The following is a 25298-nucleotide window of genomic DNA, read 5'->3' on the forward strand; positions in this document are numbered from 1 at the left end:
CTGTCGCGTCCGCCGCGACGCCGTTAGGGTCACCGGGATCCCACGGGGCGTTTCGCGAGAGGACTCGGGCATGAGCACGACCCAGGAGACCGGCACCTACCGGACCCTTGACGAGCAGATGGAGCGGCTGACCCCCGCAGAGCAACGTTTCGAGAGGGCCCGGCAGACGATCGGGCTCTTCGTCGGGCCGGTGGTCTTCGTGGTGCTGCTGCTGATCCCGATGCCGATCGACGACAACCAGCAGCGGCTGGCCGCCGTCCTCGGCTTCACGATCGTCTACTGGCTCTCCGAGGCGATCCCGATCCCGGCGACCGCGATCCTGTCGCTCGCGCTCTGCGTGCTGCTGCAGGTGCCGGTGATCCCGTCGGACAGCGACGACTCCGCCTCCGACATCGTCTACGGGTCCTTCGCCTCCGACACGATCTTCCTGTTCATCGGCGCGTTCGTGATCGCGCAGGCGATGAAGACCCACGGCCTGGACCGGCGGTTCGCGTTCCGGGTGCTGTCGCTGCCCGGCGTGGCGTCGTCGACGTACGCCGTGATCATCGCCTTCGGCGCGATCGCCGCCCTGCTCTCCTCGGTCATCTCCAACACCGCCACCGCGGCGATGCTGCTGCCGATCGGCCTCGGCATGATGCGGGCGCTCGGCGACCTGGTGGTCGAGCAGTCCGACGAGGACGCCGACGCGAGCCGGCTCAGGTTCGGCACCGCTCTGATGCTGATGATCTCCTACGGCGCCGGCGTGGGCGGCCTGCTGACGCCGATCGGGACCCCGCCCAACCTGATCGGCATCGCCTTCATCGAGTCCGAGACCGACACCACCATCACGTTCTTCGACTGGGTGATCACGGCCGCCCCCATCGTGCTGCTGATGTTCATCGCGCTCTGCGTGATCCTGATCCTCCTCAACAAGCCGGAGGTGCGGCGGCTCACCGGTGCCGACACCTACATCGCGGAGCAGAAGGCCGAGCTCGGTCGGCTCTCCCGCGGCGAGAAGAACACGCTGGCCGTCTTCGGCGTCGCGGTCACGCTGTGGGTGCTCCCCGGGTTCGTGGCCCTCTTCGCCGGTGACGAGTCCGACGCGTACGCCTGGATCTCGGCGCGCCTCGACGAGGGGACGGTCGCGATCCTGGGAGCGGTGCTGCTGTTCGTGCTCCCCGTCGACTGGGCCCGCCGCCGGTTCACGATGAACTGGAACGAGGCCGTGAAGATCGACTGGGGCACCGTCATCCTCTTCGGCTCCGGCATCGTGCTCGGCACCCTGCTCTCGCAGACCGGGCTCGCCGAGACCCTCGGCACCGGCATCGCCGACAGCCTGGGCGTGACCAGCCTGGTCGCCGTCTCCGCGGTGGCCGCGCTGATCGCGATCGTGATCTCGGAGACGACCTCCAACACCGCGGCCGCGACCATCGTGGTGCCGATCGTGATCCCGATCGCGGCGGCCGCCGGGCTCGACCCCGTGATCCCCGCGCTGTGTGCGGTGTTCGGGGCCTCGTTCGGCTTCATGATGCCGGTCTCCACCCCCCAGAACGCCGTGGTCTACGGCTCCGGGATGATCCCGATCACCAAGATGGTGCGCTCCGGCATCGTCTTCGACGTCATCGGCATCATCCTGATCGTGGCACTGGTGCCGGTGATGGCAGCCGTCAGCGGGATCGTCTGACAGCGACGCCCACCGGCCGTCGCCGGTGGGCCCTTCGGTCCGCCACCCCCGGCCGGTCGACCCTGCCGCCCCTCCCCGAGCACGGGTGAGGCTGGACGGGACGAACCGGCGCGAGGAGGGCGACCATGACCACGACGACCTGGTTGACCCGCGGACTGGTGTCCGTGGCGGCCGTGGCCGCCGCGGTCACCGTGCTGGTCCCCGACCTGCTCTCGGGGACGGCGGTGATGAACGGCTCGGCCCGCGGGACGGCCTGGGTGGTGCTGCTGGTGGCGGTGCCGCTGCTCGGGCTGTCACTGCCCGGGGTGACCCGGGGCTCGCGCCGCGCGCTCGCGCTCGCGACGGGGGCCGTGGCGTACCTGACCTACAACGCGGTGATGTTCGCGTTCGCGACACCGTTCAACCCGGCGTTCCTGCTGTACGTCGCGATGCTCTCGCTCTCCGTGTGGTCGTTGCTGGGCCTGGTCGCCCACGTCCGCGGCCTCGACGTCGACGCCACGCAGGTGGCTCCGCGGTGGACGGGCGTCTACGTGCTGGTGGTCGTCGCCCTCAACACGGCCGCGTGGCTCGGCGTGGTGGTGCCGGCGACGTACGCCGACGAGCCGACCGCCTTCCTCGACGGCACCGGGCTGACCACCAACCCCGTCTTCGTCCAGGACCTCGCCGTGTGGCTCCCGGCGATGGCCTGGCTCGGCCTCGCGCTCGTGCGCCTGCGGCCCGACGTCGTCGTCCTGGCTGCTGCCGGGCTCACCTTCTGGGTGGTGGAGGCGATCGGCGTCGCGGTCGACCAGTGGGCCGGACACCTGGCGGACCCGTCCTCGACGGTCGTCTCCCAGGCGGCCGTACCGGGCTTCGCAGCCCTCGCGGTGGTCGGGACCGTGCCGCTGCTGGTGGTGCTGCGACGGGTCCCGGCCGGGCTCGCTCCTAGCGGTGGCGCCCGGCGTTGAACGCCCAGAGCGTGTAGCTGTCGATCCAGCGGGTGATGCGCTTCACGCTGTTCATGGTGTCTCCCTCGTTCGAGTGCGTGAACCTGTCCCAACGACCCGCCGCGGGCGGGGATTCCGGAACGTCCCGGTGTGCTGCGTCACGGCACGCCCCGAGTCTGTGCGAGGGACGTGGCGTGCCGGTTGACGCGAGGTTTCGTGCTGGTTGCAGCTGGCTCTCGACAGCACCCGACGCGGGGCGTCACACTCACGAGACGCCAGACGCTCGGGAGGGGACGCTCATGGCACTCGTGACGGACGTACGACTGCGACAGCCGCGCACCGACGACCTGGTCGGCGACCGGTTCGTCGTCGCCGGGATCGGCGGCGGCTTCGAGGGGACGATCGGGATCCGCGTGCTCGGCCCACGCGGCAAGGTCCTCGCAGAGGACTCCGCCCAGTCCAGCGGCGGCGGCTTCGGCGTCGGCGACTTCTCGGCCCGCGTCCGTCTGGCGGACCCGCCCCGTGCCGGCACCCGGCTCACGGTGCAGGTCTTCGGCGACAACCCGGGCCTGCCGGACGAGGGCCCGAGCCCGGGCTTCAACCTCCGCGAGGTCGAGGTGATCTGCTTCCCCGGCTCACGCGGCAACCTGCTCTACCGCGTCGAGTCCGGCGACACCCTCAGCAAGATCGTGCGCAAGGTGAAGGACTTCACCAAGGTCACGGTGAAGCAGGTCGTGGCCGCCAACCCGCGCATCGAGGACCCCGACGTGATCGTGGTCGGCTGGCGGCTGCGGATCCCGATCCAGGACTGACCGCGTGGCGTCCTAGAGGATCGTCTGCGCGCCGAGCAGCGCCGTGGTCGCGGTCGTCGCGAGGAAGCCACCCACCAGGAACGCCCCGGCGAGCACGCCGGCCGCGGCCTTGCGGCGCGGCGAGCTGCCCTCGGGGAGGAGCGCCTGGCGCGCCCGGCGTACGCCGTCGGAGACGGTGCGGACGACGCGACGCGCCCACTCCCACTCGGCGGCCAGCAGCCCGAGGCCGGCGGCCATCACGACCAGTCCGGGACCCGGCAGCACCAGCATCGCGATCCCGACCACGAACACCCCGACGCCGGCGACGCTCAGCACCAGCTTGGTCACCAGCGCCCGGACCGGGCCACGGCGGGCCCACTCCCCGAGGGTCTCGAGGTGGGCGCGCAGCGAGGCGACGAGCGAGGCGTGGCGGGGCACGGTCATGCGGGGATCTCCTGGTGGTCCGGTGCGGAGCGCAGGCACGGTCCGCAGCACGTCAGAGGCCCCAGGACGTCCCGACGCCGGGCCACGAGTGGCGGGTCGGGAACCTCGGTGCTGATTCTATCGGCCATCTGCCCCCGGACCCATTCCTCGTCGCCCGGTCAGGAGCGCCGACGGAGCGGCCCGTCGTCCACGACGACGCTGGTCTCGATCTCCACGACGTCCCGGCTGAACCCGTCGTCTCCCTCTGCGCGGACGTCCACGGCGACCGTCCCCGGGCGGAAGGCCCACCCGGTCTCCGAGTCGACGCGGACGGTCCACTCCGTCGGCGTCGTGGTGCACTCGCGCACCATCAGCTCCGTAGACCCGCGGGCGACCTGCGCGTCGATCCGCTGGCTCGCGACGAGCGCGCTCCACACGACCGACGGGGTGGCGCAGGTGGCAGTCCCGTGGAGCCGGATCCTGCCCGACACCGACCCCGCCTCGGCCCGGTCGACGGTCAGCTCGACCGCGGCGGCGCTCCCGCCCTCGTAGAGCCGGAGCACGAGGTCGCCGCCGGGCGCCCGACTGCTGCCGCAGCACGAGCTGACGGCGATCCAGTAGTGCTGGCCGGCCGTCAGCATCGGCCGCACCGCCGACGCCAGGCCGGCCGCGTCGTCGTTGCAGGCCAGGAGCGTCCGTGGCTTCGCACCGCCGCTGTGGACCGCCAGCACGGTGTCGAAGGAGCTGCCGATCGTCACCATCCTGACGGTGGCCGTCGCGGTGGGCCTGTAGCGATACCAGATGCTCCGTCCGAACACGCACGGGCGACGCTTGAGGTCCGTGGTCGCTTGGCGGGTGCCGGCCTCGATCGTGGCGGGGACGGTCGCGATCTCGATCGCTCCCGCCGGAGTGTCGTTCGGCGGGGCGACGGCGTGGGCCGGCACCGCCAGCCCCCACACGGCGACACCGAGCGCCGCACCGGTCGAGGCCAGCATCCGCAGTCGGGACGACGTCACGCTCATCGGGACCTCCCGGGTCGGGGTGTGACCTCAGGATCCCGCCCGGAGCGCAGCCTCCGGTATCCGCACATCTACCGAGGTTCGAGGCACTGACGGGTCCCGGCCTTCCGTACGCTCACCGCTTCTCGGCCTCACGCCACCTGAACGAGCCCGCCTGCGCCGCGTGAGCGCCCGCCGGCCCTCGCAGCGCTCGGGGCAGCTGCATCGTGGACACATGGTCACAGCGGCCCGAGCTGCCGCTTGGCGCACCTGCACAGCCGGGTTCCCGAGACCGGTGGGGCGCGGCCGTGCCCTCGGACCGATTCCTCGACGACGGGCGGAGGCCACCGCGAATCACCCGAGACGGACCATCCCGCTCGGCACCGGGCGCGCGAGCCTGAGGACCACGTCGGCCGGTGAGCCGGCCACGTCCCCGAAAGAGATCGGAGCGCTCCATGGCCAAGGCTTCTCGTACCCCCCGCCTCGTCGGCAGCATCGTCGCGGTCTTCGGCATCATCCTGGTGGTCGCCGGCGGCGTCACCTGGTTCGTCGTCACGGACCAGCTCGCAGCGGAGAACATCACGGTCTCCGACGACGCGGACTTCCTGGCCGGCGACGAGGTCGACGGGCCCTTCTCCGCCTACGCCCAGGCCCAGGTGATCAACACGCACGCGCTCGAGGCCACGGGAGGGAAGACGTACGCGGAGCTCGAGCAGGACGACCCGACGCGCGAGACCGCCATGCAGGCGTCGTTCCTGCGTGCCTCGCTGTTCACGTCCGTGGTCGCCTACGGCGTCGCTCTGATGGCGATCGGCATGGGTGCCGTGTTCTTCCTGATCGGTCTCGCCCTGAGGACCCCGGTCGCTGCTGCGCCGTCCACGGGGGCCGAGCGAAGGTGACCATCCGCACCACGTGCGCCGGCTGCCGCGGCGGACGCGGGGTGTCCGCCTGACCCTGGCAACGGACCACGGGCCCGAGGTGTCGCGCGCCCGGCTGCGGGAGCCCCTCGGGCGCACGAGGCCTGCTCGTGCAGCCCGTGGCCACCCTGGGACCTCACCACGGCACAGGCGATGCGGGACGAGGGGCCCGTCACCTCGTGGCCTTCGGCACTGTCGGATCGACCCGCAGGTGCGCTCCTCTGAGGGTGGAGACGTCTGGCCTCCAGAACCCAGACACGGAAGGGATGTGGTCCCCGTGAGCACCGCGATCGCGGTCTCGGGACTGGTGAAGGACTTCGGGTCCGGTACGAGGGCCCTGGACCACCTCGACCTGCAGCTCGAGACGGGCGAGGTGCACGGCTTCCTCGGGCCGAACGGTGCCGGGAAGACAACCACCATCCGCGTGCTTCTCGGTCTGCTGCGTGCCGACGACGGTCACGTCGTGCTGCTCGGCGGTGACCCGTGGCGCGACGCAGTGGCCTTGCACCGTCGCCTGGCCTACGTGCCCGGCGAGGTGAACCTGTGGCCCAATCTGACCGGTGGCGAGGTGATCGACCTGTTGGGCGACCTGCGGGGAGGCCTCGACGCGTTCCGTCGGGACGAGCTGCTCGAGCGCTTCCAGCTCGAGCCGACCAAGAAGATCCGCGCCTACTCCAAGGGCAACCGGCAGAAGGTAGCCCTGGTGGCGGCGTTCTCCTCCGATGTGGAGCTCTACCTGCTGGACGAGCCCACGTCGGGGTTGGACCCGCTGATGGAGGCGGTCTTCCAAGAGGTCGTGCAGGAGTTGCGAGCGGCCGGAAGGACCATCCTGCTCTCCAGCCACATCCTCTCCGAGGTGGAGGCCCTGTGCGACCGTGTCACCATCATCCGCGCCGGCCGGGCTGCCGAGACGGGAACGTTCGACCAGTTGCGTCACCTCACCCGCACGTCGGTGGTGGTCGAGACTGCGAAGCCGCTGGAGCCGGTGACGCGGTGGGCCGGAGTGCACGACGCCCGGGTGCAGGACGGCCGCGCAGAGTTCAGCGTCGAGCCCGGCGAGCTCAACCACGTGCTCGAGCACCTCGTCGAGCTCGAGGTGCGGTCCCTGGTGACCTCGCCGCCCACGCTGGAGGAGCTGTTCCTGCGCCACTACGACGCGTGCGAACCCGGCCGGGGTGCGGGTAGCCCTCCCGAGGTGGTGAGGGCACGATGAGCGGCTACGCCGGCACGCTGCGCCTGTTCCGTCTCGCCCTGCGGCGCGACCGGATCACCCTGCCCGCATGGATCCTCGGCATGGCTGCCTTCCTGGCCGCGACGACCGCCATGTTCGAGGACAGCTACACACAGCATCCGGAGCTCCTGGTGCCCGACACCCAGGTCGTGGTGGAGAACCCGGGAATGCGGGTGCTGGGCCTCGTCACGGGTCCTACCGTCGGTGGCTACACCCTGCACCGGGATGCGCTCACGCTGGCGGTGCTGGCCGCCCTCATGAGCGTCTTCGCCGTCGTCCGCCACACCCGGCAGGCAGAGGAGCTCGGGCGTGCGGAGACCCTGGGCGCCGGCGTCGTCGGTCGCTACGCCCCGCTCGGCGCGGCTGTCTGCGTGGCGCTCGCCGCGAACGTCGTACTGGCCGGCGCGCTCGGCCTGGGCATGATCGTCGCCGGACAGCCTGCGACCGGGTCGATGGCGGCGGGAGCGTCGATCGCCCTGGTGGGCGTGGCGTTCACCGGCGTCGCCGGGGTGACCTCGCAGCTGGCCTCGACCACGCGCGGGGCGACCGGACTCGCGGGCGCCGTCCTGGGGATCTCGTTCCTGCTCGCGGCCCTCGGCAACATGCTGGGCACGGTCGACTCCGCCGCGCTGCGGGTGACCAGCGCCTGGCCGGCCTGGCTCTCGCCGATCGGCTGGGGTCAACAGATGCGCCCGTTCGCGGACAACCAGTGGTGGCCCGCGGGCCTCGCCCTGGTGACCGTCGGTGTGTCCTGCTGGGCGGCAGTCGTCCTCGTCGGCAGGCGCGACGTCGGCCGTGGCATCTGGCCAGAGCGCAGGGGGCCGGCCCGTGCGCGGCCGAGCCTGCTCACCCCTGCCGGTCTCGTCTGGCGGCTGCAGCGAGCCGCGCTCCTCGGCTGGGCGGTCGGGCTCGTCGGGTTCGGCCTGGTGTTCGGCGCGCTGAGCGAACAGATCGGCGGGTTGGAAGGCGCTGCGACGGAGTGGTACGCCACCTTCGGTGGTGAGGCGGACCTGCTCGGCGCCTACTGGGCGTCGATGATGCAGTTGGCCGGCATGGCGGTGGCCGTCTACGTCGTCACGCTCCTGCTCCGCCTTCACCACGACGAGGCGCAGGGAACGCTGGAACCCGTGCTCGGAACCGCAGTCTCCCGCATTCGCTGGCTCGCCGCGTACGCCGTCAATGCCGTGGTCGGCGCCACGTTGCTGATCCTGCTCTTCGCGGTGGCCATGGCCATCGTCGGCGGACTGGTCCTGGGGGACAGCGCCTCGCTGCTCGGCGAGCTCGTCGGCGCCGCGCTGGTCCAGCTGCCCGCTGTCGGGGCCCTCGGCGCGGCCGCCCTCGCGCTCGTGATGCTGGTGCCGCGGTGGTCGGTCGGGCTGTCCTGGACGCTCGTGGTGTCCGCCGTCCTCGTGGGACCGATGTTCGGTCCATCGCTGGGCCTGCCGACCTGGCTGCTCGATCTGTCGCCCTTCACCCACGTACCCAATGCTCCTGCCGCCTCCATCAGCCCGCAGCCCGTGCTCGGCCTGCTCACGGCCTGCGCGCTGCTCGCCGGTGCTGCCGCGATGGCCATGCAGCGGAGGAACCTCGCCCTGCCTGCCTGACGCGCGGGAACGCCGCCGTGGGGGACGACGGGCCGTCCGGCGGGCCGTGGGCGCACCCGCGGGACGCCGTCGACGAACCACGCGGGCCAGCGCGGGACGGGCCTGGACGGTGGCACCGCTGGCGGACTGTCCGCGGCTGGATCGGAAAGGGCCCCTGGTCTGCGTCTCCGCAGACCAGGGGCCCTTCCTGATACCTGAACCGGTGGAGGCGTGATGCCTGGACCGGCCGTTGTTGTGCGCGAGGGGGGAGTTGAACCCCCACGTCCTTTCGGACACACGGACCTGAACCGTGCGCGTCTGCCTATTCCGCCACTCGCGCGAGAAGCGGGCACAGGCTATCCCAGTGCGGAGACTCACCCCAAACCGGCGGCGGCACGGTCCGGCGGAGTCGGCTCAGGCGGTCGACCCCGATAGGCTCCCGTGAGCACCCAGACAGGAAGGAGGCGGACGCATGGGCGGGTTGCAGAACTTCGAGCGGAAGCTCGAGCAGGTCATCTCCGGAGCGTTCGCCAAGGCGTTCCGGAGTGCCGTGCAGCCCGTCGAGATCGCGGCCGCACTGCAGCGCGAGTGCGACAACAACGCCCAGATCCTGTCCCGCGACCGGCGGATGGTGCCCAACGACTTCCACGTCGAGCTGTCGCACACCGACCTCGACCGGCTGGCCCCCTACGACAACGCCATGGCGCAGGACTTCAAGGAGCAGCTCGAGGACCACGCCGAGCAGCAGGGCTACAAGTTCCCCGGCCCGGTGCGCATCGAGTTCGAGGCCGCCGAGGACCTCACGACCGGTCGCTTCCGGATCCGCAGCCAGGCCCAGGCCGGGGTGCGCAGCAACAGCACCCACACGCAAGTACGCCGCGCCCGCGCGCTGCTCGACGTCAACGGCACGCAGCACCCGCTGCACCCGCCCGCCACCGTGGTCGGGCGCGGGACCGAGGCCGACGTCCGCATCAACGACCCCGGTGTGAGCCGACGCCACGTCGAGTTCATGCTCGTGGGCGGCGAGTCCGACCTGCAGGTGCGGGTCCGCGACCTCGGCTCGACCAACGGCATGCTCGTCGACGGCCACCGCGTCACCAGCACCAGCCTGCGTGACGGCGCCGAGGTCAAGATTGGCAACACCACCCTCACCGTCCGGATCGTCTCGGAGGACGCCGATGTCTGAGCTGACGCTCTTCCTGATCCGGCTGGCCTACCTCGCCATCCTCTGGATCTTCGTCCTGTCGGCGATCTCGGTCATCCGCTCCGACATGTTCGGCGCGCGCGTCCCCGAGGGCGCCCGCGGCAGTGAGGGCGGCGGCCGGCGTACCAAGAAGCCCAAGCCCGCCAAGGCGCCGGCGAAGCGCCGCGGCAGCCCGACCCACGTCCTGGTGGTCGAGGGCGGCAACGCCGGCGAGCGTGCCGAGCTCGACCAGGCCCCGATCCTCATCGGCCGCGGCACCGACGCGGCGATCCGCCTCGACGACGACTACGTCTCGACCCGCCACGCCCGGATCGCCTCCTCGGGCGACCAGTGGTTCGTCGAGGACCTCGGCTCCACCAACGGCACGTACGTCGGCACCGCCCGCATCACCCAGCCCACCACCCTCACCCTCGGGACCCAGGTCCGCATCGGCAAGACCATCCTCGAGCTGAGGAAGTAGCCCGTGCGCCTCGACTACGCGGCCATCTCCGACGTCGGCCGGGTCCGCAAGGACAACCAGGACTCCGGCTACGCCGGACCCCACCTCCTCGCCGTCTGCGACGGGGTCGGTGGCGCAGCCCGCGGTGACATCGCCTCCAGCACCGCCATCGGCCAGCTGCGCCGGCTCGACGACGAGAGCCCCGAGGACCTCCTGGGCCAGGTGGCCGGAGCCCTCCACCGCGCCCACGACCGGATCGGCGAGCTGGTCGACGAGGACCCCGGGCTCACCGGCACCAGCACCACGGCGACGGTCGCCCTCTTCGACGGCACCACGCTCGGCATGGGCCACGTCGGCGACAGCCGCGCCTACCTCCTCCGCGGCGGCACGCTGCAGCAGCTGACCAAGGACCACACCTTCGTCCAGACCCTCATCGACGACGGCCAGATCACCGAGGAGGAGTCGCGGGTCCACCCCCACCGCAACCTCATCCTCAAGGCCATCGACGGCATCCACGACCTCGAGCCCGACCTGTTCCAGGTCGAGCTGGAGGCCGGCGACCGGCTGCTGCTGTGCAGCGACGGTGCCTGCGGCGTCCTCGACGCCGGCCGGCTGACCGACATCCTGCGGACCGGCAACGCCGACTACGCCGCCGTGGAGCTGGTGCGCGCCAGCCTCGAGGCCGGCAGCTCCGACAACGTCACCTGCCTGGTCGCGGACGTGATCGACGACCAGGCCGAGGGCGACACCGAGCCGATGCTGGTCGGCGCCGCCGCCGAGCTCCCCCGACGCGGGCGCGCGATGGCCGGCATGGGCAGCCTGTTCCGCGGCCACCGTGCCGGCGACACCGGCGAGCTCGAGCCGGTGCCGGGCAGCGACGCCCCCGGCGACGCGCCGTTCGGGATCCCCTCCGACCCGGTCGACCCCGAGGAGGCGCGCTACGCGCCCCGGCCGCCGCGTCGCTTCGCCTGGCTGCGCCGCCTGCTCGTGCTGGCCGTCCTGGTCGGGCTGCTGTGGGTGGCGGCCGCCGGCGTGTGGTCGTGGACCCAGCGCCAGTACTACGTCGGCGAGTACGACGGCGTCGTCACCATCTACCGCGGCGTCAACGCCGACCTGCCGGGCGTCGACATGTCGCGGCCCTACGAGACCAGCGACATCCGGCTCGACGACCTCAGCGAGTACGACCAGGGCCAGGTCCGCGAGGGCATCGGCTTCGGCGACCTGGCCGCCGCCCGGCGTACGGTCGACAACCTCTCCGCCGAGCAGGTGACCGACGAGGCGACCACCGCGCCCCGAACCCGAGACCGGCAGGGGTCCTGACATGACCCAGACCGGAAGCATCATGGGCTTCGTCCACCGCCGCCGGCGGGGGGCCGAGCTGTTCCTGCTCGTCCTGGCGCTGGCCGTCGGCATCGGCGCGTACGCCGCCGTCGGGCTCGGTGTCGAGGGCACCGTCCCGGCGGGGATCATCGGCTACGGCAGCTGGCTGGCCGGCCTGGTGATCGTGGCCCACGTCGTCGTGCGCTTCACCGCCCCCTACGCCGACCCGGTGCTGCTGCCGGCCGTCGCGGCCCTCAACGGCCTCGGCCTGGCCGTGATCTACCGGCTCGACCTGGTCCGCGACGCCACGTTCTCCAGCCAGCAGTTGACCTGGATGACGCTGGGGGTGGTGCTGTTCGTCGTCACGCTGATCGTGGTCCGCGACCACCGGGTGCTGCAACGCTTCACCTACACGCTCGGCCTGGCCGCGATCCTGCTGCTCCTCCTGCCGCTGGTGCCCGGGCTCGGCGCCACGATCAACGGAGCCCGGATCTGGATCCGCCTGGCCGGCTTCAGCTTCCAGCCCGGCGAGGTCGCCAAGGTGCTGCTCGTCATCGCCTTCGCCGGCTACCTCGTCCTCCACCGCGACGCGCTCGCGCTCGCCGGCCGCCGGGTCCTCTTCGTGGACCTCCCCCGGGGCCGCGACCTCGGCCCGATCCTCGCGATGTGGCTGGTCAGCCTCGGCATCCTGGTCTTCCAGCGCGACCTCGGCTCCAGTCTGCTGTTCTTCGGCCTCTTCCTGGTGATGCTCTACGTCGCCACCGAGCGGCCGGGCTGGCTGGTCGTGGGCGGCACCATGTTCTTCGGCGGCGCGTTCATCGCCTACCAGCTCTTCGGCCACGTCCGCGACCGCGTGGACATCTGGCTCAACCCGTTCGCCCACTACGGCGAAGGCACCGACGACCGTGCGTTCCAGCCGGTCGAGGCGATGTTCGGGCTGGCGTGGGGCGGACTGCTGGGCCGCGGCTTCGGCAACGGCTCCCCCGACCGGGTCCCCTACGCCGAGTCCGACTTCATCGTCGCCTCGATCGGCGAGGAGCTCGGCCTCACCGGCGTCATCGCCGTCGTCCTCGTCTACGGCCTGCTCGTCGAGCGTGCGCTCCGGGCCGCGCTGGTCTGCCGCGACGGCTTCGGCAAGCTGATGGCGGTCGGTCTCGCCGGCGTCCTCGCGCTGCAGGTCTTCGTCGTCATCGGCGGCGTCACCCGACTGATCCCCCTCACCGGCCTGACCACCCCGTTCCTCTCCTACGGCGGGTCGAGCCTGATCGCCAACTGGGTGATCGTGGCGCTGCTGCTCCGGATCTCCGACCAGGCCAGGCGCCCGGTCCCGACCCTGTCCGGCGAGGACGACTCCGACTCGGAGTCCACGCAGGTCGTGAAGGCGGTGCCGCGATGAACAAGCCCATCCGCACCATCGCGATCTTCTGCCTCCTGCTGTTCCTGGGGTTGATGCTCAACGCCACCTACCTGCAGTACTACCGCGCCGGAGACCTCAACGAGGACCCCCGCAACCGTCGGGTGCTCGCCGAGGCGTTCTCCAGCGAGCGCGGCGCGATCCTGGTCGGCCGGACCCCCGTCGCCGAGAGCGTGCCGTCCGACGACCAGTACGACTTCCAGCGGAAGTACCCCCAGCCCTTCAAGTACGCCCACCTGACCGGCTGGTTCTCCTACTTCAGCCAGACCCAGCTCGAGCTGACCCAGAACTCCGTGCTGTCCGGGGACGACTCGCGGCTCTTCGTGACCCGGCTCGTCGACCTCTTCAGCAACTCCAGCGCCAAGGGCGGCAGCGTGCAGCTGACGATCGACCCGGCGGCGCAGAGCGCGGCCTACGACGGTCTCCGCGCCCTGGGCGAGGGCGTCGAGGGCTCGGTGGTGGCCATCGAGCCGAGCAGCGGCCGGATCCTGGCGATGGTGTCGCTGCCGACGTACGACCCCAACGAGCTCGCCAGCCACGACTTCGGGGCGGTGGCCGAGCGGGCCGAGCAGCTCGAGGCACGCGACGACGAGCCGCTGCTCAACCGTGCGATCCAGACCCGGCTGCCACCCGGCTCGACCTACAAGATCGTGACCGCCGCGGCGGCGATCGAGTCCGGCAACTACGACGCGAGCTCGCAGGTGCCCGGCGGCGCGACCTACCAGCTCCCGGAGACCAGCGGCGAGAGCGGCCTGATCGACAACGAGGGCCGCGACTGCGGGTCCACCCGGATCCCCTTCACGCAGGCGATGGGCAACTCCTGCAACACCACCTTCGCCCGGCTGGCGATCGAGGTCGGCGCCGACGCGATGCTCGAGCAGGCCGAGAAGTTCGGCTTCAACAGCGACTACCTCGAGGACCTCCCCAACCAGGCCGAGTCCAACTTCCCGGTGGACATGAACCCGCCGGAGACCGGCCAGTCCGGCATCGGCCAGTTCGAGGTCGCCGCGACCCCGCTGCAGATGGCGATGGTCTCGGCCGGGATCGCCAACGGCGGGACCGTCATGAAGCCCTACATGGTCGAGGCGGTCCTCACGCCCGAGCTCGACGTGCTCCCCCGCACCGAGCCCGAAGAGCTCTCCGAGGCGGTGTCGGCCCAGACCGCGAGCGACCTCACCGAGCTGATGACCTACACCGTCTCCAGCGGCACGGCGAGCCCGGCCGCGATCCCGAACGTGGAGGTCGCCGGCAAGACCGGCACCGCCCAGAGCGGCCAGGACGACGTGCCGCCGTACGCATGGTTCACCTCCTTCGCCCCGGCCGACGACCCCGACGTCGCCGTGGCCGTGATGATCCAGAGCGCGCCCGGCACCGAGCGCGGCGAGATCGCGGGCGGTGCCCTGGGCGGGCCGATCGCGAAGGCCGTGATGGAGGCGGTGATCGACCGGTGAGCGAGCAGGGCACCGAGCGCTTCGCCGACGACGCACGCCGCTACCGCCTCGACTCCCGGATCGCCACCGGCGGGATGGGCGAGGTGTGGCGCGCCAGCGACACCCGGCTCGGCCGCACCGTGGCGGTCAAGCTGCTCAAGACCGAGTACGCCGACGACGCGACGTTCCGCTCCCGCTTCTCCTCCGAGGCGCAGCACGCCGCCGCCCTCCACCACCCGGGGGTGGCCGCGGTCTACGACTTCGGCGAGGCGAGCACGGCGGACGCCAGCGACGGCACCCCGCGTCCCTACCTCGTCATGGAGCTCGTCGACGGCCAGCCGCTGTCGGCCCTGATCACGCCGGGCCGCCCGATGGACCCCGACGCGACCCGCGACCTGATGGCCCAGGCCGCCGACGCGATCGGCGCCGCCCACGCGGCCGGCATCGTCCACCGCGACGTCAAGCCGGCCAACCTGCTCGTGACGCCGGACCGCAGGATCAAGATCACCGACTTCGGGATCGCACGCGCCACCGAGGGCATGGCCCTCACCCAGACCGGCCAGGTCATGGGCACACCGCAGTACCTCTCCCCCGAGCAGGCGCAGGGCGGCACCGCCACCCCCGCCTCCGACGTCTACTCCCTCGGCGTGGTGGCCTTCGAGTGCCTCACCTCGCAGCGGCCGTTCGTGGGCGAGACCCCGGTCGCGACGGCGCTGGCCCACCTGCGCGAGCCGGTGCCCGAGCTGCCGGGAGACGTCCCCACCGACCTGGCCCGCGTCGTACGACGGGCGATGGCCAAGGACCCGGCCGACCGCTTCCCCGACGCCGCCGCCTTCGCCGCCGCGCTGCGCGACCCCGCCACCGTGGCGCTCGCCCCCGCGGTCGCCGCCGGCGCGACCGCCCCGGCGACCCAGGTCCTGGGCAGCGTCGCGCCCGTCCCGCCCCCCGGCACGGACGACGACGAGGGGCGGCGCGGGCTCCCCTGGCTCTGGATCCTGCTCGCACTCGCCGTGCTCGCCGCGATCGTCGTCCTGTGGCTCGTCGCGGACGGCGACGAGGAGCCCACCTCGCAGCCGCAGGACCGCTCGCCCCGCAGCGCGGCCACGACGCAGGACTCACCGACGCAGGAGTCGCCGACGCAGTCCCCCGAGACCCAGGAGACGACCCCCACGGAGGAGCCGAGCGAGACCGCCACGGAGTCGGCGCAGCCGGAGACCTTCGACATCGACGAGAGCGCCTACGTCGGTCGCGACGTCAAGGACGTGGAGAAGGAGCTCCGCGACCTCGGCCTGCGACCGGTGCGCGAGGAGCTCGAGAACGACGGGACCCAGACGGAGAACGCCGTCGACTCCGTCGATCCCACGACGGACCTCCAGGAGGGTGACGAGGTGACGGTGTCCTACTGGGGCAAGGCGGCGCCGGTGCCCGGACCCCCGGAGACACCCCCCGGGCAGGACCAGGAGGAGGACGGCCAGTGAGCGGCGCCCTGATCGGTGGACGCTACGAGCTCGGAGAGATGCTCGGACGCGGCGGCATGGCCGAGGTGCGCAAGGGCACCGACACCCGGCTCGGACGGGTGGTCGCGGTCAAGCGGCTGCGCACCGACCTCGCCAGCGACGCGACCTTCCAGGCGAGGTTCCGGCGCGAGGCGCAGTCCTCCGCCTCGCTCAACCACCCCTCGATCGTCGCCGTCTACGACACCGGCGAGGAGCAGGCGACCGACGGGCCCGGCGGCGAGACCGTCGCGCAGCCGTACATCGTCATGGAGTACGTCGCCGGTCGTACGCTCCGCGACATCCTGCGCGAGGGCCGCAAGATCCTCCCCGAGCGGGCGCTCGAGATCACCAGCGGCGTGCTGGCCGCCCTCGACTACTCCCACCGCGCCGGCATCATCCACCGCGACATCAAGCCCGGCAACGTGATGCTGACGCCGTCCGGCGACGTCAAGGTCATGGACTTCGGCATCGCCCGCGCGATCTCCGACGCCAGCTCGACCATGACCCAGACCGCCGCAGTGGTCGGCACCGCCCAGTACCTCTCCCCGGAGCAGGCCCGCGGCGAGACCGTCGACTCCCGCTCCGACGTCTACTCCGCCGGCTGCCTCCTCTACGAGCTGCTCACCGGCCGTCCGCCGTTCGTGGGCGACAGCCCGGTCGCCGTCGCCTACCAGCACGTGCGCGAGCCGGCCTCGCCACCCTCGGACCACGACCAGGACCTGCCCCCGGCCGTCGACGCGATCGTCATGAAGGCGCTGGCCAAGCGCGTCGAGGACCGCTACCAGAGCGCCGCCGCGATGAAGAGCGACATCGAGCGATACCTCGCCGGCCGCCCCGTCCACGCGACGCCGCCGCCCCCGCTGGAGGAGGACGCCACCACCGTGGCGCCGGCGGTCGCGGCCGCCGCCCTGGCGCAGGACACCCGTGAGGACGACGAGGACCAGGGCTCGCGCACCGGTCTCTTCATCCTGCTCGGCCTGCTGCTGGTCGGCCTGATCGCCGCGGCCGCCTTCCTGCTGCCCCGGCTCTTCGAGTCGCCCCCCGAGCAGGACCGGGTCCCGGAGGTGATCGGCGAGACCGAGCGCCAGGCGCGGATGCTGATCGGCGAGGCCGGGCTCGCCGTCGGTGAGGTGACCTACCGGACCGACGAGTCGGCCCGCAAGAACACCGTCCTCGAGCAGACGCCCAACGCCGACCAGTACGTCGACCCCGGCACCGAGGTCAACCTCGTCGTGTCGAGCGGCCGGCCGCTGCAGGAGGTCCCCTACGTCCTGGGGCAGCCGCGCAACCAGGCGGCCGCCACCCTCTCGGACGCCGGCTTCGACGTCGTCCAGACCCAGCGGGAGTCCGACGAGGTGCGCGGCCAGGTCCTCGAGACCGATCCCGCCCCGGGCACCAGCGTCCCCGAGGGCAGCACCGTGACGCTCTACTGGTCCGACGGCCCCGAGGAGATCCCCGACGTCCGGGGTCTGCAGCAGGCCCGCGCCGAGCAGGTCCTGCGCGACGCCGGCTTCGAGCCGCGCGTCGTCGAGACCACCGACACCACCGAGCCGCGCGGCACGGTCGTCGACCAGTCGCCGTCCGGTGGCGAGGACGCGTCCGAGGGCTCGACGGTCACGATCGTGGTCTCGGCCTTCGAGGAGCCGAGCGAGTCACCGAGCGAGACCGAGTCGCCCACGGAGACCACCTCGCCGAGCGAGACCATCTCGCCGACGTTGCCGAGCGACCCGGAGACCCCGCCCGGGAGCGACTAGGCCAGTCTCAGGACTGGCCGAGCGGCTCGGCGTACTGGAGGTCCGTGAGGCCGCTGTAGGCGGGCATCTCGAGCCGCTCCTCGTCCTGCATGTCCCAGCCGACGGAGATGTCGGGGACGGCGGCGGCCGCGCGGTAGCCCGCGATCCAGTCGTTCTGGGCCACGGCCGCCTCCATCGCGGCGGGGTTGCCGACAGCGGAGATCACGTACGGCTGGGCGTACGCGACACCCTGCAGCATGACCGCGTTGCCCTCGCACTTGATGCCGGTGGTGGTGATCACCCGCTGGCCCTGGATCGTCATCGCCTCCGCGCCGCCCTGCCACAGGGCGTTGACCACGGCCTGGATGTCCTGCTGGTGGACGACGAGGTCGTTGAGGTCGCGGCTGCTGTTGTTGATGACCTCCTCGGGGGCGTCGGAGAGCGTGATGGTGACGCCCTCCCCCGCGACGGGGCGCAGCCCGGCCGGGCCCTTGAGCTCCTCGACCTGCTCCTGGTAGCGCGTCGCCTCGCCGCTGCCGACCTGCGTGGTCAGCCGCTCCACGTCGCCGGTCAGCTCGCTCACGCGGTCCTCGAGCTGGGCGTACTCACGGCTCTCCTGGGCCGTCAGCGACGCCAGGTCGGTGTAGCGCTCGGGCCGGAGGTCGGTGCCCCCGCTGTCGGCGGCACTCGTCACCAGCAGCGCCCCGCAGCCGAGCAGGATCAGCGGCGTCCCGAGCCGCCAGCCACGCAGCTGGCGCAGCCGGGCACCCGCACCGCCCCCGGTGGGGGCGTCGGGGCTCACGTGGGATCCCTCGCTCACGGCGACTACGCTAGCCCCCGCGCCCACACGGGCCACCATTTGTGACGACGAAGAGCGTCGGACGTACGACGACCCGAGGAGCACCCCGTGACCAAGCCGAAGGCCAAGCAGGACACGACCGGCCTGACCGGTGGCCCGACCCTCTCGGTGAGGTTCGTGATCGCGCTGGTGCTGATGGTGGTCGGGATCGCCTGGGTCGTCTACTACTACACCGTCGTGCGCGTCGACCCCGGCCAGCTGCCGGCGCCCGAGCCCGGCAACCCCGCGTTCATGGCCGACCTCGGTGACTGGAACTACCTCATCGGCTTCGGCCTGTTCCTGCTCGGCCTCGCGGCGTCCGCCCACCCGTCCACACCGCTGGGCCGAGGCCGCGGCGTCGTGGTCGGCATGCTGGGCTGCTTCCTCGTCGGCCTGCTGTGGATCTGCACCTACTACGTCGTCAGCGACGACCCGTCCGCGGTCCCGGTGATGAACGACCTCGGCCAGTACAACCTCATGCTCGGCATCGCCTTCATGGCCGTCGGCTTCACCTTCGCCACGCGCTGGGAGTGACCACCCCTCCCCCGTCCGTCTGGGCCGCGCGGTTCTGGCCGGGCCACCTGCTGTGCGTCGTGCTGGTCGGCGTCGCCGTCTGGCTCGGGGCCTGGCAGTGGGACGCCTGGGAGGCGCGGCGAGCGGCCGAGGCGCGGGACCTGACCCTCGCCGAGCCGGTGCCCGTGGCCGACGTGATCGGCCCGGACGACCCCTTCCCGGGTGACCGGGTGGGTCAGCCGGTCGTCCTCGCCGGCGAGTGGCTCGACGACGGGACGGTGTTCGTGGAGCGCGAGAGCGGCTACTGGGTCGTCACGCCGCTCGCGATCGGCGGGGCAGGCGAGCCGGCGCTGCCCGTCGTACGCGGTGTGGCCGAGCGCCCCGAGGCCGAGCCCGTGACCGGGCCCGCCGAGCTCGTCGGGTGGCTGCAGCCCTCGGAGGGCACCGGGTCCACCGACCCGGACCCGAGCGACGACGTGCTGCCCCAGCTGCGGGTGGCCGACCTGGTCCAGCGGGTCGACGTCGACCTCTACGGCGCGTACGCCGTCGCGACCGAGCCCGAGACCGGGCTCGCCGTCGCCGACCTCGAGGAGCTGCCGGAGTCGAGCCGCTTCACCGCCGCCCGCAACCTCTTCTACGCCATCGAGTGGTGGGTCTTCGGGGCCTTCGCCCTCTTCGTCTGGGTCCGCTACCTGCGCGACGAGCGGACCCCGGAGCCGGCTACGGACGACCAGATAGCGTCGGGCGCGTGAAGTCTGCGCTCACCCGATACCGGTTCATGGCCACCGTCGTCGGGGTCCTGCTGGTGGTGCTCATCCTGATCGGCGTGCCCCTCGCCAACTTCGACGGCTCCAGCATGTGGGGCGTGTTCCCCTCGACGCCGGAGCTGGTCGCGGTCGGCTCCACCGCCCAGGAGGTGGGCGAGGCGATCACCACGTACCTCGGCGTGGCCCACGGCTGGCTCTACATGATCTTCCTGCTCACCGCCTTCGTGCTGGCCCGCAAGGCACGGTGGGACCTGCCCTTCACCGTCGTGACCCTGGTCTGCGGGACCATCCCGGTCGTCTCCTTCTGGGCCGAGCACCGCGCCACTGCGCGCGTGCGCGCCGAGCACGCGGTCTGACGGGCCGGCCGTGACCACCGCGTTCGTGCTGGGCGGCGGGGGCGTCCTCGGGGCGGTCGAGGTCGGCATGCTGCGCGCGCTCTTCGAGCACGGCATCACGCCCGACCTGGTCCTCGGCACGAGCGTCGGTGCGCTCAACGGCGCCATGGTGGCCCGCGAGCCCGGACCGGGCGTCGTCGAGCGGATGACCGCGCTCTGGCTGGAGGTGGGGCGCTCGCGTGAGGTCTACGGCGACCGCCCGCTGCGCACCGTCCGCCGGGCGATGTCGACGGGGACCCACATCTACTCCGCCGAGCCGCTCCAGAAGCGACTCGGCGAGGAGTTCGGCGACACCCTCATCGAGGACCTCCCGGTCCGCTTCCAGGCCTGCGCCGCGAGCATCGAACGGGCGGCCGAGCACTGGTTCGACTCCGGCCGGCTCGTCGACGCGGTCGTCGCCAGCGCGGCCGTGCCGGGGCTGCTCCCGCCCGCGCGCGTCGGTGACGAGCACTTCCTCGACGGGGGCATCGTGAACTCGATCCCCGTCGCCCGCGCCGCCCAGCTCGGCGCCGACCGCATCTTCGTGCTGCAGGTCGGCCGGATCGACAGGCCGCTGACGGTGCCGCGACGACCCTGGGAGGTGGCCCGGGTCTCCTTCGAGATCGCGCGACGGCACCGCTTCACCCGCGAGATCGCCGAGCTCCCCGAGCACGTCGAGGCGCACGTCCTCCCCGCCCGCGGCACCTCCGCGCGCGACGACTCGCTGCGGGGCCACCGCGACTTCACCGGGGTGGAGCAGCGCATCGAGGCGACGTACGACGCCACCTCGGACTACCTGGACCGGCTGTGACCCGCGGCTTCCTCGTGCACGCCGTCCGCCGCCTGGTCGTCGCGCCGGCGGTGATCGCCCTGACGGTGCTGATGTGGCTGACGCTGCCGGGCTGGCTGATCGTGGCCGCCGTCCTCTCGCCGGTGCTGCCCGGCCGCTGGCGGGCGCTGCGGCTGCTGTGGATCTTCATGCTCTACCTGACCTGCGAGACGGTGCTGCTGGTCGTGCTGCTGGGGCTGTGGTTCTCCTCCGGGCTGGGCCGGTGGGTGCGCACGCCGTACTTCGAGGGGATCCACTACGACCTGGTGCAGGGGGTGATGTGGGTCTTCTCCCGCGAGGCGAGGCGGGTGCTGCGGCTGACCATCGAGACCGACGGACCCAGCCCCGACGCCCACCCCGGCGTCCCGCTCCTCGTGGCCTGCCGGCACGCCGGACCGGGCGACTCGTTCACGCTGATCCACGCCCTCATGCACTGGTACGCGCGCGAGCCGCGGGTGGTCCTCAAGGACGCGCTGGCGTGGGACCCGGTGATCGACGTGCTCCTCGGCCGGATCCCGGCCCGCTTCATCTCGCCCGAGCCCGGTCGCGGGGCCGACCTCGAGGCCCACATCACCGCCCTGGCTCACGGGCTGGACGCCAACGACGCGTTCGTGATCTTCCCCGAGGGGGGCAACTTCACGCCGGCCCGGCGGCAGCGCGGCATCGACCGGCTGCGCCGGCTCGGCCTGGAGCGGATGGCCCGGCGCGCCGAGTCCCTCACCCACGTGATCGCACCGCGTCCGGGCGGCTTCATCGCGGCGCTCGAGGGCGCCCCGGACGCCGACGTGGTGCTGGTGGCGCACACCGGGCTGGACCACCTGAGCACCGTCGCGGACCTGTGGCGGGAGCTGCCGATGGACAAGCGGATCGTGATGCGCTGGTGGCAGGTCCCGCGCGAGGAGATCCCGGCCGGGCGCGAGGAGCGCATCGAGTGGCTCTTCGACTGGTGGGAGCGGATCGACGCCTGGATAGAGCAGAACCGGCCGGAGGATCTCTCCTCCAGCCGGTCCTGAGTGGTGCGGGTCAGTCCTTCTTGTGGGCGCCGCCCTCGTCGACGACGACCTCCTCGGCCGGGTCGTCCGGGGTGGTGACGTCGTGCGCCGACTCGGCAGCGTCGGCCAGCGCCTCGTCGGGCGAGGAGCCGGCGCTGTCGTCGACGACGGGCCGCGGCGCGGCCGGTGCCGGCGGCGGGGTCGGGGTGTAGGAGGAGTTCCAGCTGGAGCTGTCCTGCCCACCCCGGAGCTTGGAGGCCACGAAGGCGGCCGCGGCGGCGATCCCGCCGAAGATCACGAACTTCCTGAGCTTGCCGCCCTTCTTCTTCTCCGGCTCCTCGCCCTTGAGCTCGGCCACCTTGGCGGTGGCCAGGTCACGGCTCTCGGCCGCCTTCTGCTGGGCGACCTCCGCCACCTGGGCGGCCTTCTCGGCGGCGATGGCGGCGCCGTCGGCGATGATCGGCTTGGCCCGGTCGCGAGCGTCCTCGAGCACCGGTACGGCCTTGTCCCGAGCCTCGGTGAGGAGCGGCACCGCACGGTCACGTGCGGTCTCGACGGCCTGCTCGACGTGCGGGCGTACCTGCTCGACGTAGTCGGACGCCTGCTCCATGAGGGTCTTCTTCTTGCGGATGCCCATGCTGGTCATCTTCCTCTCGCTCGGTTCTCCCCCTCATTCGACCACGTCTGGCCAACCCGGACCAGCCACCCCTGCGGGTGACTTGGCGCATCTGCGAGGATCTGAGCGCACCAGGACACCCCGTACGCCGACTGACGAGAGACATACCCATGGCCGACCAGCAGGCGATCCTCAAGACCAACCAGGGCGACATCACCATCACCCTGTTCCCGAACCACGCACCCGAGACCGTGGCCAACTTCACCGGCCTCGCCGACGGCAGCAAGCAGTACGACGCCGGCACCGACCGGACCGGGCCGTTCTACGACGGCCTCACCTTCCACCGGGTCATCCCCGGGTTCATGATCCAGGGCGGCTGCCCGCTCGGCACCGGCACCGGCGGCCCGGGCTACACCTTCAAGGACGAGCCCCACCCCGAGCTGGTCTTCGACAAGCCGTACCTCCTCGCCATGGCCAACGCCGGGCCCGGCACCAACGGCTCGCAGTTCTTCATCACGGTCGGCGCGACCCCGTGGCTGAACTTCAAGCACACCATCTTCGGCGAGGTCGCCGACCAGGCCTCCCGCGACGTGGTCGACGCCATCGCCGCCACCACGACCGGCGCGGGCGACCGCCCGACGGAGCCGATGGTGATCGAGTCGGTCGAGGTCGTCGGCTCCTGAGCACACAGCCTCCGCAGCAGACCCCCGGGAGCGGGGTGCCGACGTGCTACCGGCACCCCGACCGGGAGTCCTACATCCGCTGCCAGCGGTGCGAGCGCGCGATCTGCCCCGACTGCATGCGCGACGCGTCGGTGGGCTTCCAGTGCCCCTCGTGCGTGGCGGAGGGGGCGAGGACGACGCGCCAGGCCCGCACGGCGTACGGCGGCAAGCGGCCCAGCAACCCGGCGATCACCTCGATCGCCCTGATCGCGGTCAACGTCGGGGTCTGGCTCGCGATCGTCGTCACCGGCGGCCGCAGCAGCCTGCTGGTCGACCGGCTGGCGCTGCTGGTGCAGGGCCGCTGCGAGGAGACCGGCGGGGGCGGCTACTACCCCAACGCCCCCGAGCAGGCCTGCAACCTCCAGGGCGGCGTCACCTGGGTGAGCGGGGTCTCCGACGGAGCCTGGTGGCAGCTGGCCACCAGCACGTTCACCCACGTCGAGATCTGGCACCTCGCGTTCAACATGCTGGCGTTGTGGTTCCTCGGCCCGCAGCTCGAGATGGCCATCGGTCGGGCCCGCTTCCTCGCGCTCTACCTGCTCTCCGGGCTCGCCGGCTCCGCGATGGTCTACTGGTTCACGGGTGAGCAGGTGCAGACCCTGGGTGCCTCCGGTGCGGTCTTCGGCCTGATGGGCGCGCTGCTCGTCGTGGCGGTCAAGGTCGGGGGCAACGTCTCCCAGATCGGTGTCTGGCTGCTCATCAACGCCGTCATCACCTTCACCCTCCCCAACATCTCCTGGCAGGGCCACCTCGGCGGCTTCCTCGGCGGCCTGCTCATCGCCGCCGTCCTGGTCTACGCCCCCCGGCAGCACCGCACGACCTGGCAGGTCGCCGGCCTCAGCCTGATCGGCGCGCTCCTCGTGGCCGCGATCGTGGCCCGCAGCGCCACCTTCTGACGCGGCCCTGCCGCTCGCCCGTCGCGCCCCTGCCCGGGTGAACCTGGTGGCGAGTCGCGCGCTCGGAGGGGGAAGCATCGGCCGCCAAGCGACGGTTTCCCCGCCTGAGCGGGGAACCGATGACCTGACGCCCCCATCCACACCTGTGAACAACACTGTGGAGAGTTACACGCCTGTAGTTCTCCACAGGTTCTCCCCAGTCTGGGGAGAACCCACCGCGCTCAGCGCACGGCCGATACCGCCGGGAACGTGCCGGCTCGCCCGAGCAGGGCCGGCACCTGCGCGCCGAGCCAGGTGCCGGTCCAGGTGCCCGCCTCGGCGAGCAGCTCCTGGTCGAGGCCGTGGAGCACGCCCAGGCCGGTGAGCAGGTAGGTGAGGTCCTCGGTGGCGACGTTGCCGGTCGCGGCCGGGGCGAACGGGCAGCCGCCGAGGCCGCCGATGCTGGCGTCCAGGGCGCTGACCCCGGCCTCCACCGCCGCGACGGCGTTGGCGTAGCCGGTGTTGCGGGTGTTGTGGAAGTGGCAGCGGGCCGCGATCTCCGGGTGGTCCTCCCGCAACCGTCCGACGCGCTCGGTGACCTGGCTGGGCACGCCGACGCCGATCGTGTCCGCGAGCGAGATCTCGACCGGCCCGGCGGCGGCGATCCGGTCGACGAGCGTGGCCACGCCCTCGGCCCGGACCTCGCCCTCGAACGGACATCCGAACGCGACGGCCAGCGTCGCCGTGGGCCGGACACCGGCAGCGTGTGCACGGGCCGCGACCCGCTCCCACCGGGCCAGCACCTCCTCGACCGGGGCGCCCTGGTTGCGCTGGCTGAAGGTCTCCGTGGCGACCACGACGTAGTTGACCTCGTCGACACCGGCATCCAGGGCGCGGTCGAGACCCCGCTCGTTGAGCACGAGCCCGCTGTAGGAGACCCCGTCGACCCGCGGCACCGCCGCCATCACCTGCTCGGCGTCGGCCATCTGGGGCACCCGTCCGGGGTGCACGAACGAGGTCGCCTCGATCCGGCGCAACCCCGCCGCCACGGCCCGCTGGACCAGCTCGACCTTGGTCCGGGTCGGGACCAGGCCATCCTCGTTCTGCAGCCCGTCCCGCGGGCCCACCTCCACGATCTCCACGAGGACTCCTCCGATTCTTGTACACAAGTTTGGTGCGCAGTCGCAGTCAATCACGGCCTGCG

At 72.0% G+C, this 25298-nt stretch carries 25 protein-coding genes, 1 tRNA gene and 1 pseudogene; 21 read left to right on the top strand and 6 right to left on the bottom strand.

Annotation, left to right across the window (positions count from 1 at the left end):
• Positions 1–70 precede the first annotated feature (70 nt).
• From EXE57_RS11620 to EXE57_RS11630, 3 genes are all read left to right on the top strand, one after another.
• The gene (locus EXE57_RS11620; protein ID WP_135077681.1) at positions 71–1663 is read left to right on the top strand and encodes an SLC13 family permease; all 1593 of its coding nucleotides are present in this window, start codon (positions 71–73) and stop codon (positions 1661–1663) included.
• A 125-nt stretch (positions 1664–1788) separates the two neighbouring features.
• Positions 1789–2610 (top strand): hypothetical protein, encoded by an 822-nt coding sequence (locus tag EXE57_RS11625; RefSeq protein WP_135077683.1) that lies wholly within the window; start codon positions 1789–1791, stop codon positions 2608–2610.
• Between the two features lie 278 nt (positions 2611–2888).
• Positions 2889–3401, top strand: a complete 513-nt coding sequence (locus tag EXE57_RS11630; protein WP_167305885.1) for a Gmad2 immunoglobulin-like domain-containing protein — start codon at positions 2889–2891, stop codon at positions 3399–3401.
• Between the two features lie 12 nt (positions 3402–3413).
• Here EXE57_RS11630 and EXE57_RS11635 read toward each other — a convergent pair whose 3' ends face one another.
• Positions 3414–3824: a PGPGW domain-containing protein gene (locus tag EXE57_RS11635; RefSeq protein ID WP_135077687.1), complete on the bottom strand. Its 411-nt coding sequence runs from the start codon at positions 3822–3824 to the stop codon at positions 3414–3416.
• Between the two features lie 158 nt (positions 3825–3982).
• A complete protein-coding gene (locus EXE57_RS11640; RefSeq protein ID WP_135077689.1) occupies positions 3983–4825 on the bottom strand; it encodes a hypothetical protein in 843 nt (280 codons plus the stop codon).
• Positions 4826–5256: 431 nt separating this feature from the next.
• On the opposite strand from EXE57_RS11640, the gene EXE57_RS11645 reads away from it, so the two are divergent.
• From EXE57_RS11645 to EXE57_RS11655, 3 genes are all read left to right on the top strand, one after another.
• On the top strand, positions 5257–5700 hold the full coding sequence (locus EXE57_RS11645; protein WP_135077691.1) for an aromatic ring-opening dioxygenase LigA: 444 nt from the start codon (positions 5257–5259) through the stop codon (positions 5698–5700).
• 295 nt (positions 5701–5995) lie between these two features.
• Entirely contained in the window at positions 5996–6931 is a 936-nt protein-coding gene (locus EXE57_RS11650; protein ID WP_208542829.1) for an ABC transporter ATP-binding protein, read from the top strand.
• The gene (locus EXE57_RS11655; protein ID WP_135077695.1) at positions 6928–8553 is read left to right on the top strand and encodes an ABC transporter permease; all 1626 of its coding nucleotides are present in this window, start codon (positions 6928–6930) and stop codon (positions 8551–8553) included. Before EXE57_RS11650 ends, EXE57_RS11655 begins: the two co-directional genes overlap by 4 nt.
• Positions 8554–8788: 235 nt before the next feature.
• On the opposite strand, the gene EXE57_RS11660 is transcribed toward EXE57_RS11655, so the two are convergent.
• Positions 8789–8872, bottom strand: a tRNA-Leu gene (locus tag EXE57_RS11660).
• Positions 8873–9004: 132 nt separating this feature from the next.
• Here EXE57_RS11660 and EXE57_RS11665 point away from each other — a divergent pair.
• The 7 genes from EXE57_RS11665 to pknB are packed head-to-tail and all read left to right on the top strand — an operon-like array spanning position 9005 to position 17589.
• Positions 9005–9718, top strand: coding sequence for an FhaA domain-containing protein (locus EXE57_RS11665; protein WP_135077697.1), 714 nt, complete (start codon positions 9005–9007; stop codon positions 9716–9718).
• Positions 9711–10196 carry an FHA domain-containing protein FhaB/FipA gene (locus EXE57_RS11670; protein WP_135077699.1) on the top strand — a complete coding sequence of 162 codons (486 nt, stop codon included), beginning with the start codon at positions 9711–9713 and terminating at the stop codon, positions 10194–10196. The genes EXE57_RS11665 and EXE57_RS11670 overlap by 8 nt, the downstream gene beginning before the upstream one ends.
• A 3-nt stretch (positions 10197–10199) precedes the next feature.
• A complete protein-coding gene (locus tag EXE57_RS11675; RefSeq protein WP_135077701.1) occupies positions 10200–11495 on the top strand; it encodes a PP2C family protein-serine/threonine phosphatase in 1296 nt (431 codons plus the stop codon).
• 1 nt (position 11496) lies between these two features.
• Complete coding sequence (locus EXE57_RS11680) at positions 11497–12891, top strand: FtsW/RodA/SpoVE family cell cycle protein (protein ID WP_135077703.1); 1395 nt, start codon at positions 11497–11499, stop codon at positions 12889–12891.
• Entirely contained in the window at positions 12888–14360 is a 1473-nt protein-coding gene (locus tag EXE57_RS11685) for a peptidoglycan D,D-transpeptidase FtsI family protein (protein ID WP_135077705.1), read from the top strand. Before EXE57_RS11680 ends, EXE57_RS11685 begins: the two co-directional genes overlap by 4 nt.
• Positions 14357–15817, top strand: coding sequence for a serine/threonine protein kinase (locus tag EXE57_RS11690; RefSeq protein ID WP_135077707.1), 1461 nt, complete (start codon positions 14357–14359; stop codon positions 15815–15817). Before EXE57_RS11685 ends, EXE57_RS11690 begins: the two co-directional genes overlap by 4 nt.
• 38 nt (positions 15818–15855) lie before the next feature.
• Positions 15856–17589 carry a Stk1 family PASTA domain-containing Ser/Thr kinase gene (gene pknB, locus EXE57_RS11695; protein WP_208543085.1) on the top strand — a complete coding sequence of 578 codons (1734 nt, stop codon included), beginning with the start codon at positions 15856–15858 and terminating at the stop codon, positions 17587–17589.
• Positions 17590–17596: 7 nt separating this feature from the next.
• Here pknB and EXE57_RS11700 read toward each other — a convergent pair whose 3' ends face one another.
• Complete coding sequence (locus EXE57_RS11700; protein WP_244246798.1) at positions 17597–18388, bottom strand: DUF881 domain-containing protein; 792 nt, start codon at positions 18386–18388, stop codon at positions 17597–17599.
• Between the two features lie 72 nt (positions 18389–18460).
• On the opposite strand from EXE57_RS11700, the pseudogene EXE57_RS20370 reads away from it, so the two are divergent.
• From EXE57_RS20370 to EXE57_RS11725, 6 genes and pseudogenes are all read left to right on the top strand, one after another.
• A pseudogene (locus tag EXE57_RS20370) lies at positions 18461–18556 on the top strand (hypothetical protein); the annotation flags it as partial.
• Positions 18557–18562: 6 nt separating this feature from the next.
• Positions 18563–18940 (top strand): cell division protein CrgA, encoded by a 378-nt coding sequence (locus EXE57_RS20430; protein ID WP_341869451.1) that lies wholly within the window; start codon positions 18563–18565, stop codon positions 18938–18940.
• A complete protein-coding gene (locus EXE57_RS11710; RefSeq protein WP_167305886.1) occupies positions 18937–19671 on the top strand; it encodes an SURF1 family protein in 735 nt (244 codons plus the stop codon). The genes EXE57_RS20430 and EXE57_RS11710 overlap by 4 nt, the downstream gene beginning before the upstream one ends.
• Positions 19668–20042 carry a DUF3817 domain-containing protein gene (locus EXE57_RS11715; protein WP_135077713.1) on the top strand — a complete coding sequence of 125 codons (375 nt, stop codon included), beginning with the start codon at positions 19668–19670 and terminating at the stop codon, positions 20040–20042. Before EXE57_RS11710 ends, EXE57_RS11715 begins: the two co-directional genes overlap by 4 nt.
• A 10-nt stretch (positions 20043–20052) precedes the next feature.
• Positions 20053–20871, top strand: a complete 819-nt coding sequence (locus EXE57_RS11720; RefSeq protein WP_135077715.1) for a patatin-like phospholipase family protein — start codon at positions 20053–20055, stop codon at positions 20869–20871.
• Positions 20868–21902, top strand: a complete 1035-nt coding sequence (locus EXE57_RS11725; protein WP_244246800.1) for a 1-acyl-sn-glycerol-3-phosphate acyltransferase — start codon at positions 20868–20870, stop codon at positions 21900–21902. The genes EXE57_RS11720 and EXE57_RS11725 overlap by 4 nt, the downstream gene beginning before the upstream one ends.
• Positions 21903–21912: 10 nt before the next feature.
• Here EXE57_RS11725 and EXE57_RS11730 read toward each other — a convergent pair whose 3' ends face one another.
• Positions 21913–22527, bottom strand: coding sequence for a hypothetical protein (locus tag EXE57_RS11730; protein WP_135077717.1), 615 nt, complete (start codon positions 22525–22527; stop codon positions 21913–21915).
• Between the two features lie 140 nt (positions 22528–22667).
• Between EXE57_RS11730 and EXE57_RS11735 the strand changes: the two genes are divergently transcribed.
• Both EXE57_RS11735 and EXE57_RS11740 read left to right on the top strand, forming a co-directional pair.
• Positions 22668–23180, top strand: a complete 513-nt coding sequence (locus tag EXE57_RS11735; protein ID WP_167305887.1) for a peptidylprolyl isomerase — start codon at positions 22668–22670, stop codon at positions 23178–23180.
• 35 nt (positions 23181–23215) lie between these two features.
• Complete coding sequence (locus EXE57_RS11740; RefSeq protein ID WP_244246801.1) at positions 23216–24115, top strand: rhomboid family intramembrane serine protease; 900 nt, start codon at positions 23216–23218, stop codon at positions 24113–24115.
• A gap of 221 nt (positions 24116–24336) precedes the next feature.
• Here the strand turns inward: EXE57_RS11740 and EXE57_RS11745 are convergent, their stop codons facing one another.
• Entirely contained in the window at positions 24337–25236 is a 900-nt protein-coding gene (locus EXE57_RS11745) for a hydroxymethylglutaryl-CoA lyase (RefSeq protein WP_135077719.1), read from the bottom strand.
• Positions 25237–25298 lie beyond the last annotated feature (62 nt).

The organism is Nocardioides euryhalodurans, from assembly GCF_004564375.1.
Lineage (GTDB): Bacteria > Actinomycetota > Actinomycetes > Propionibacteriales > Nocardioidaceae > Nocardioides > Nocardioides euryhalodurans.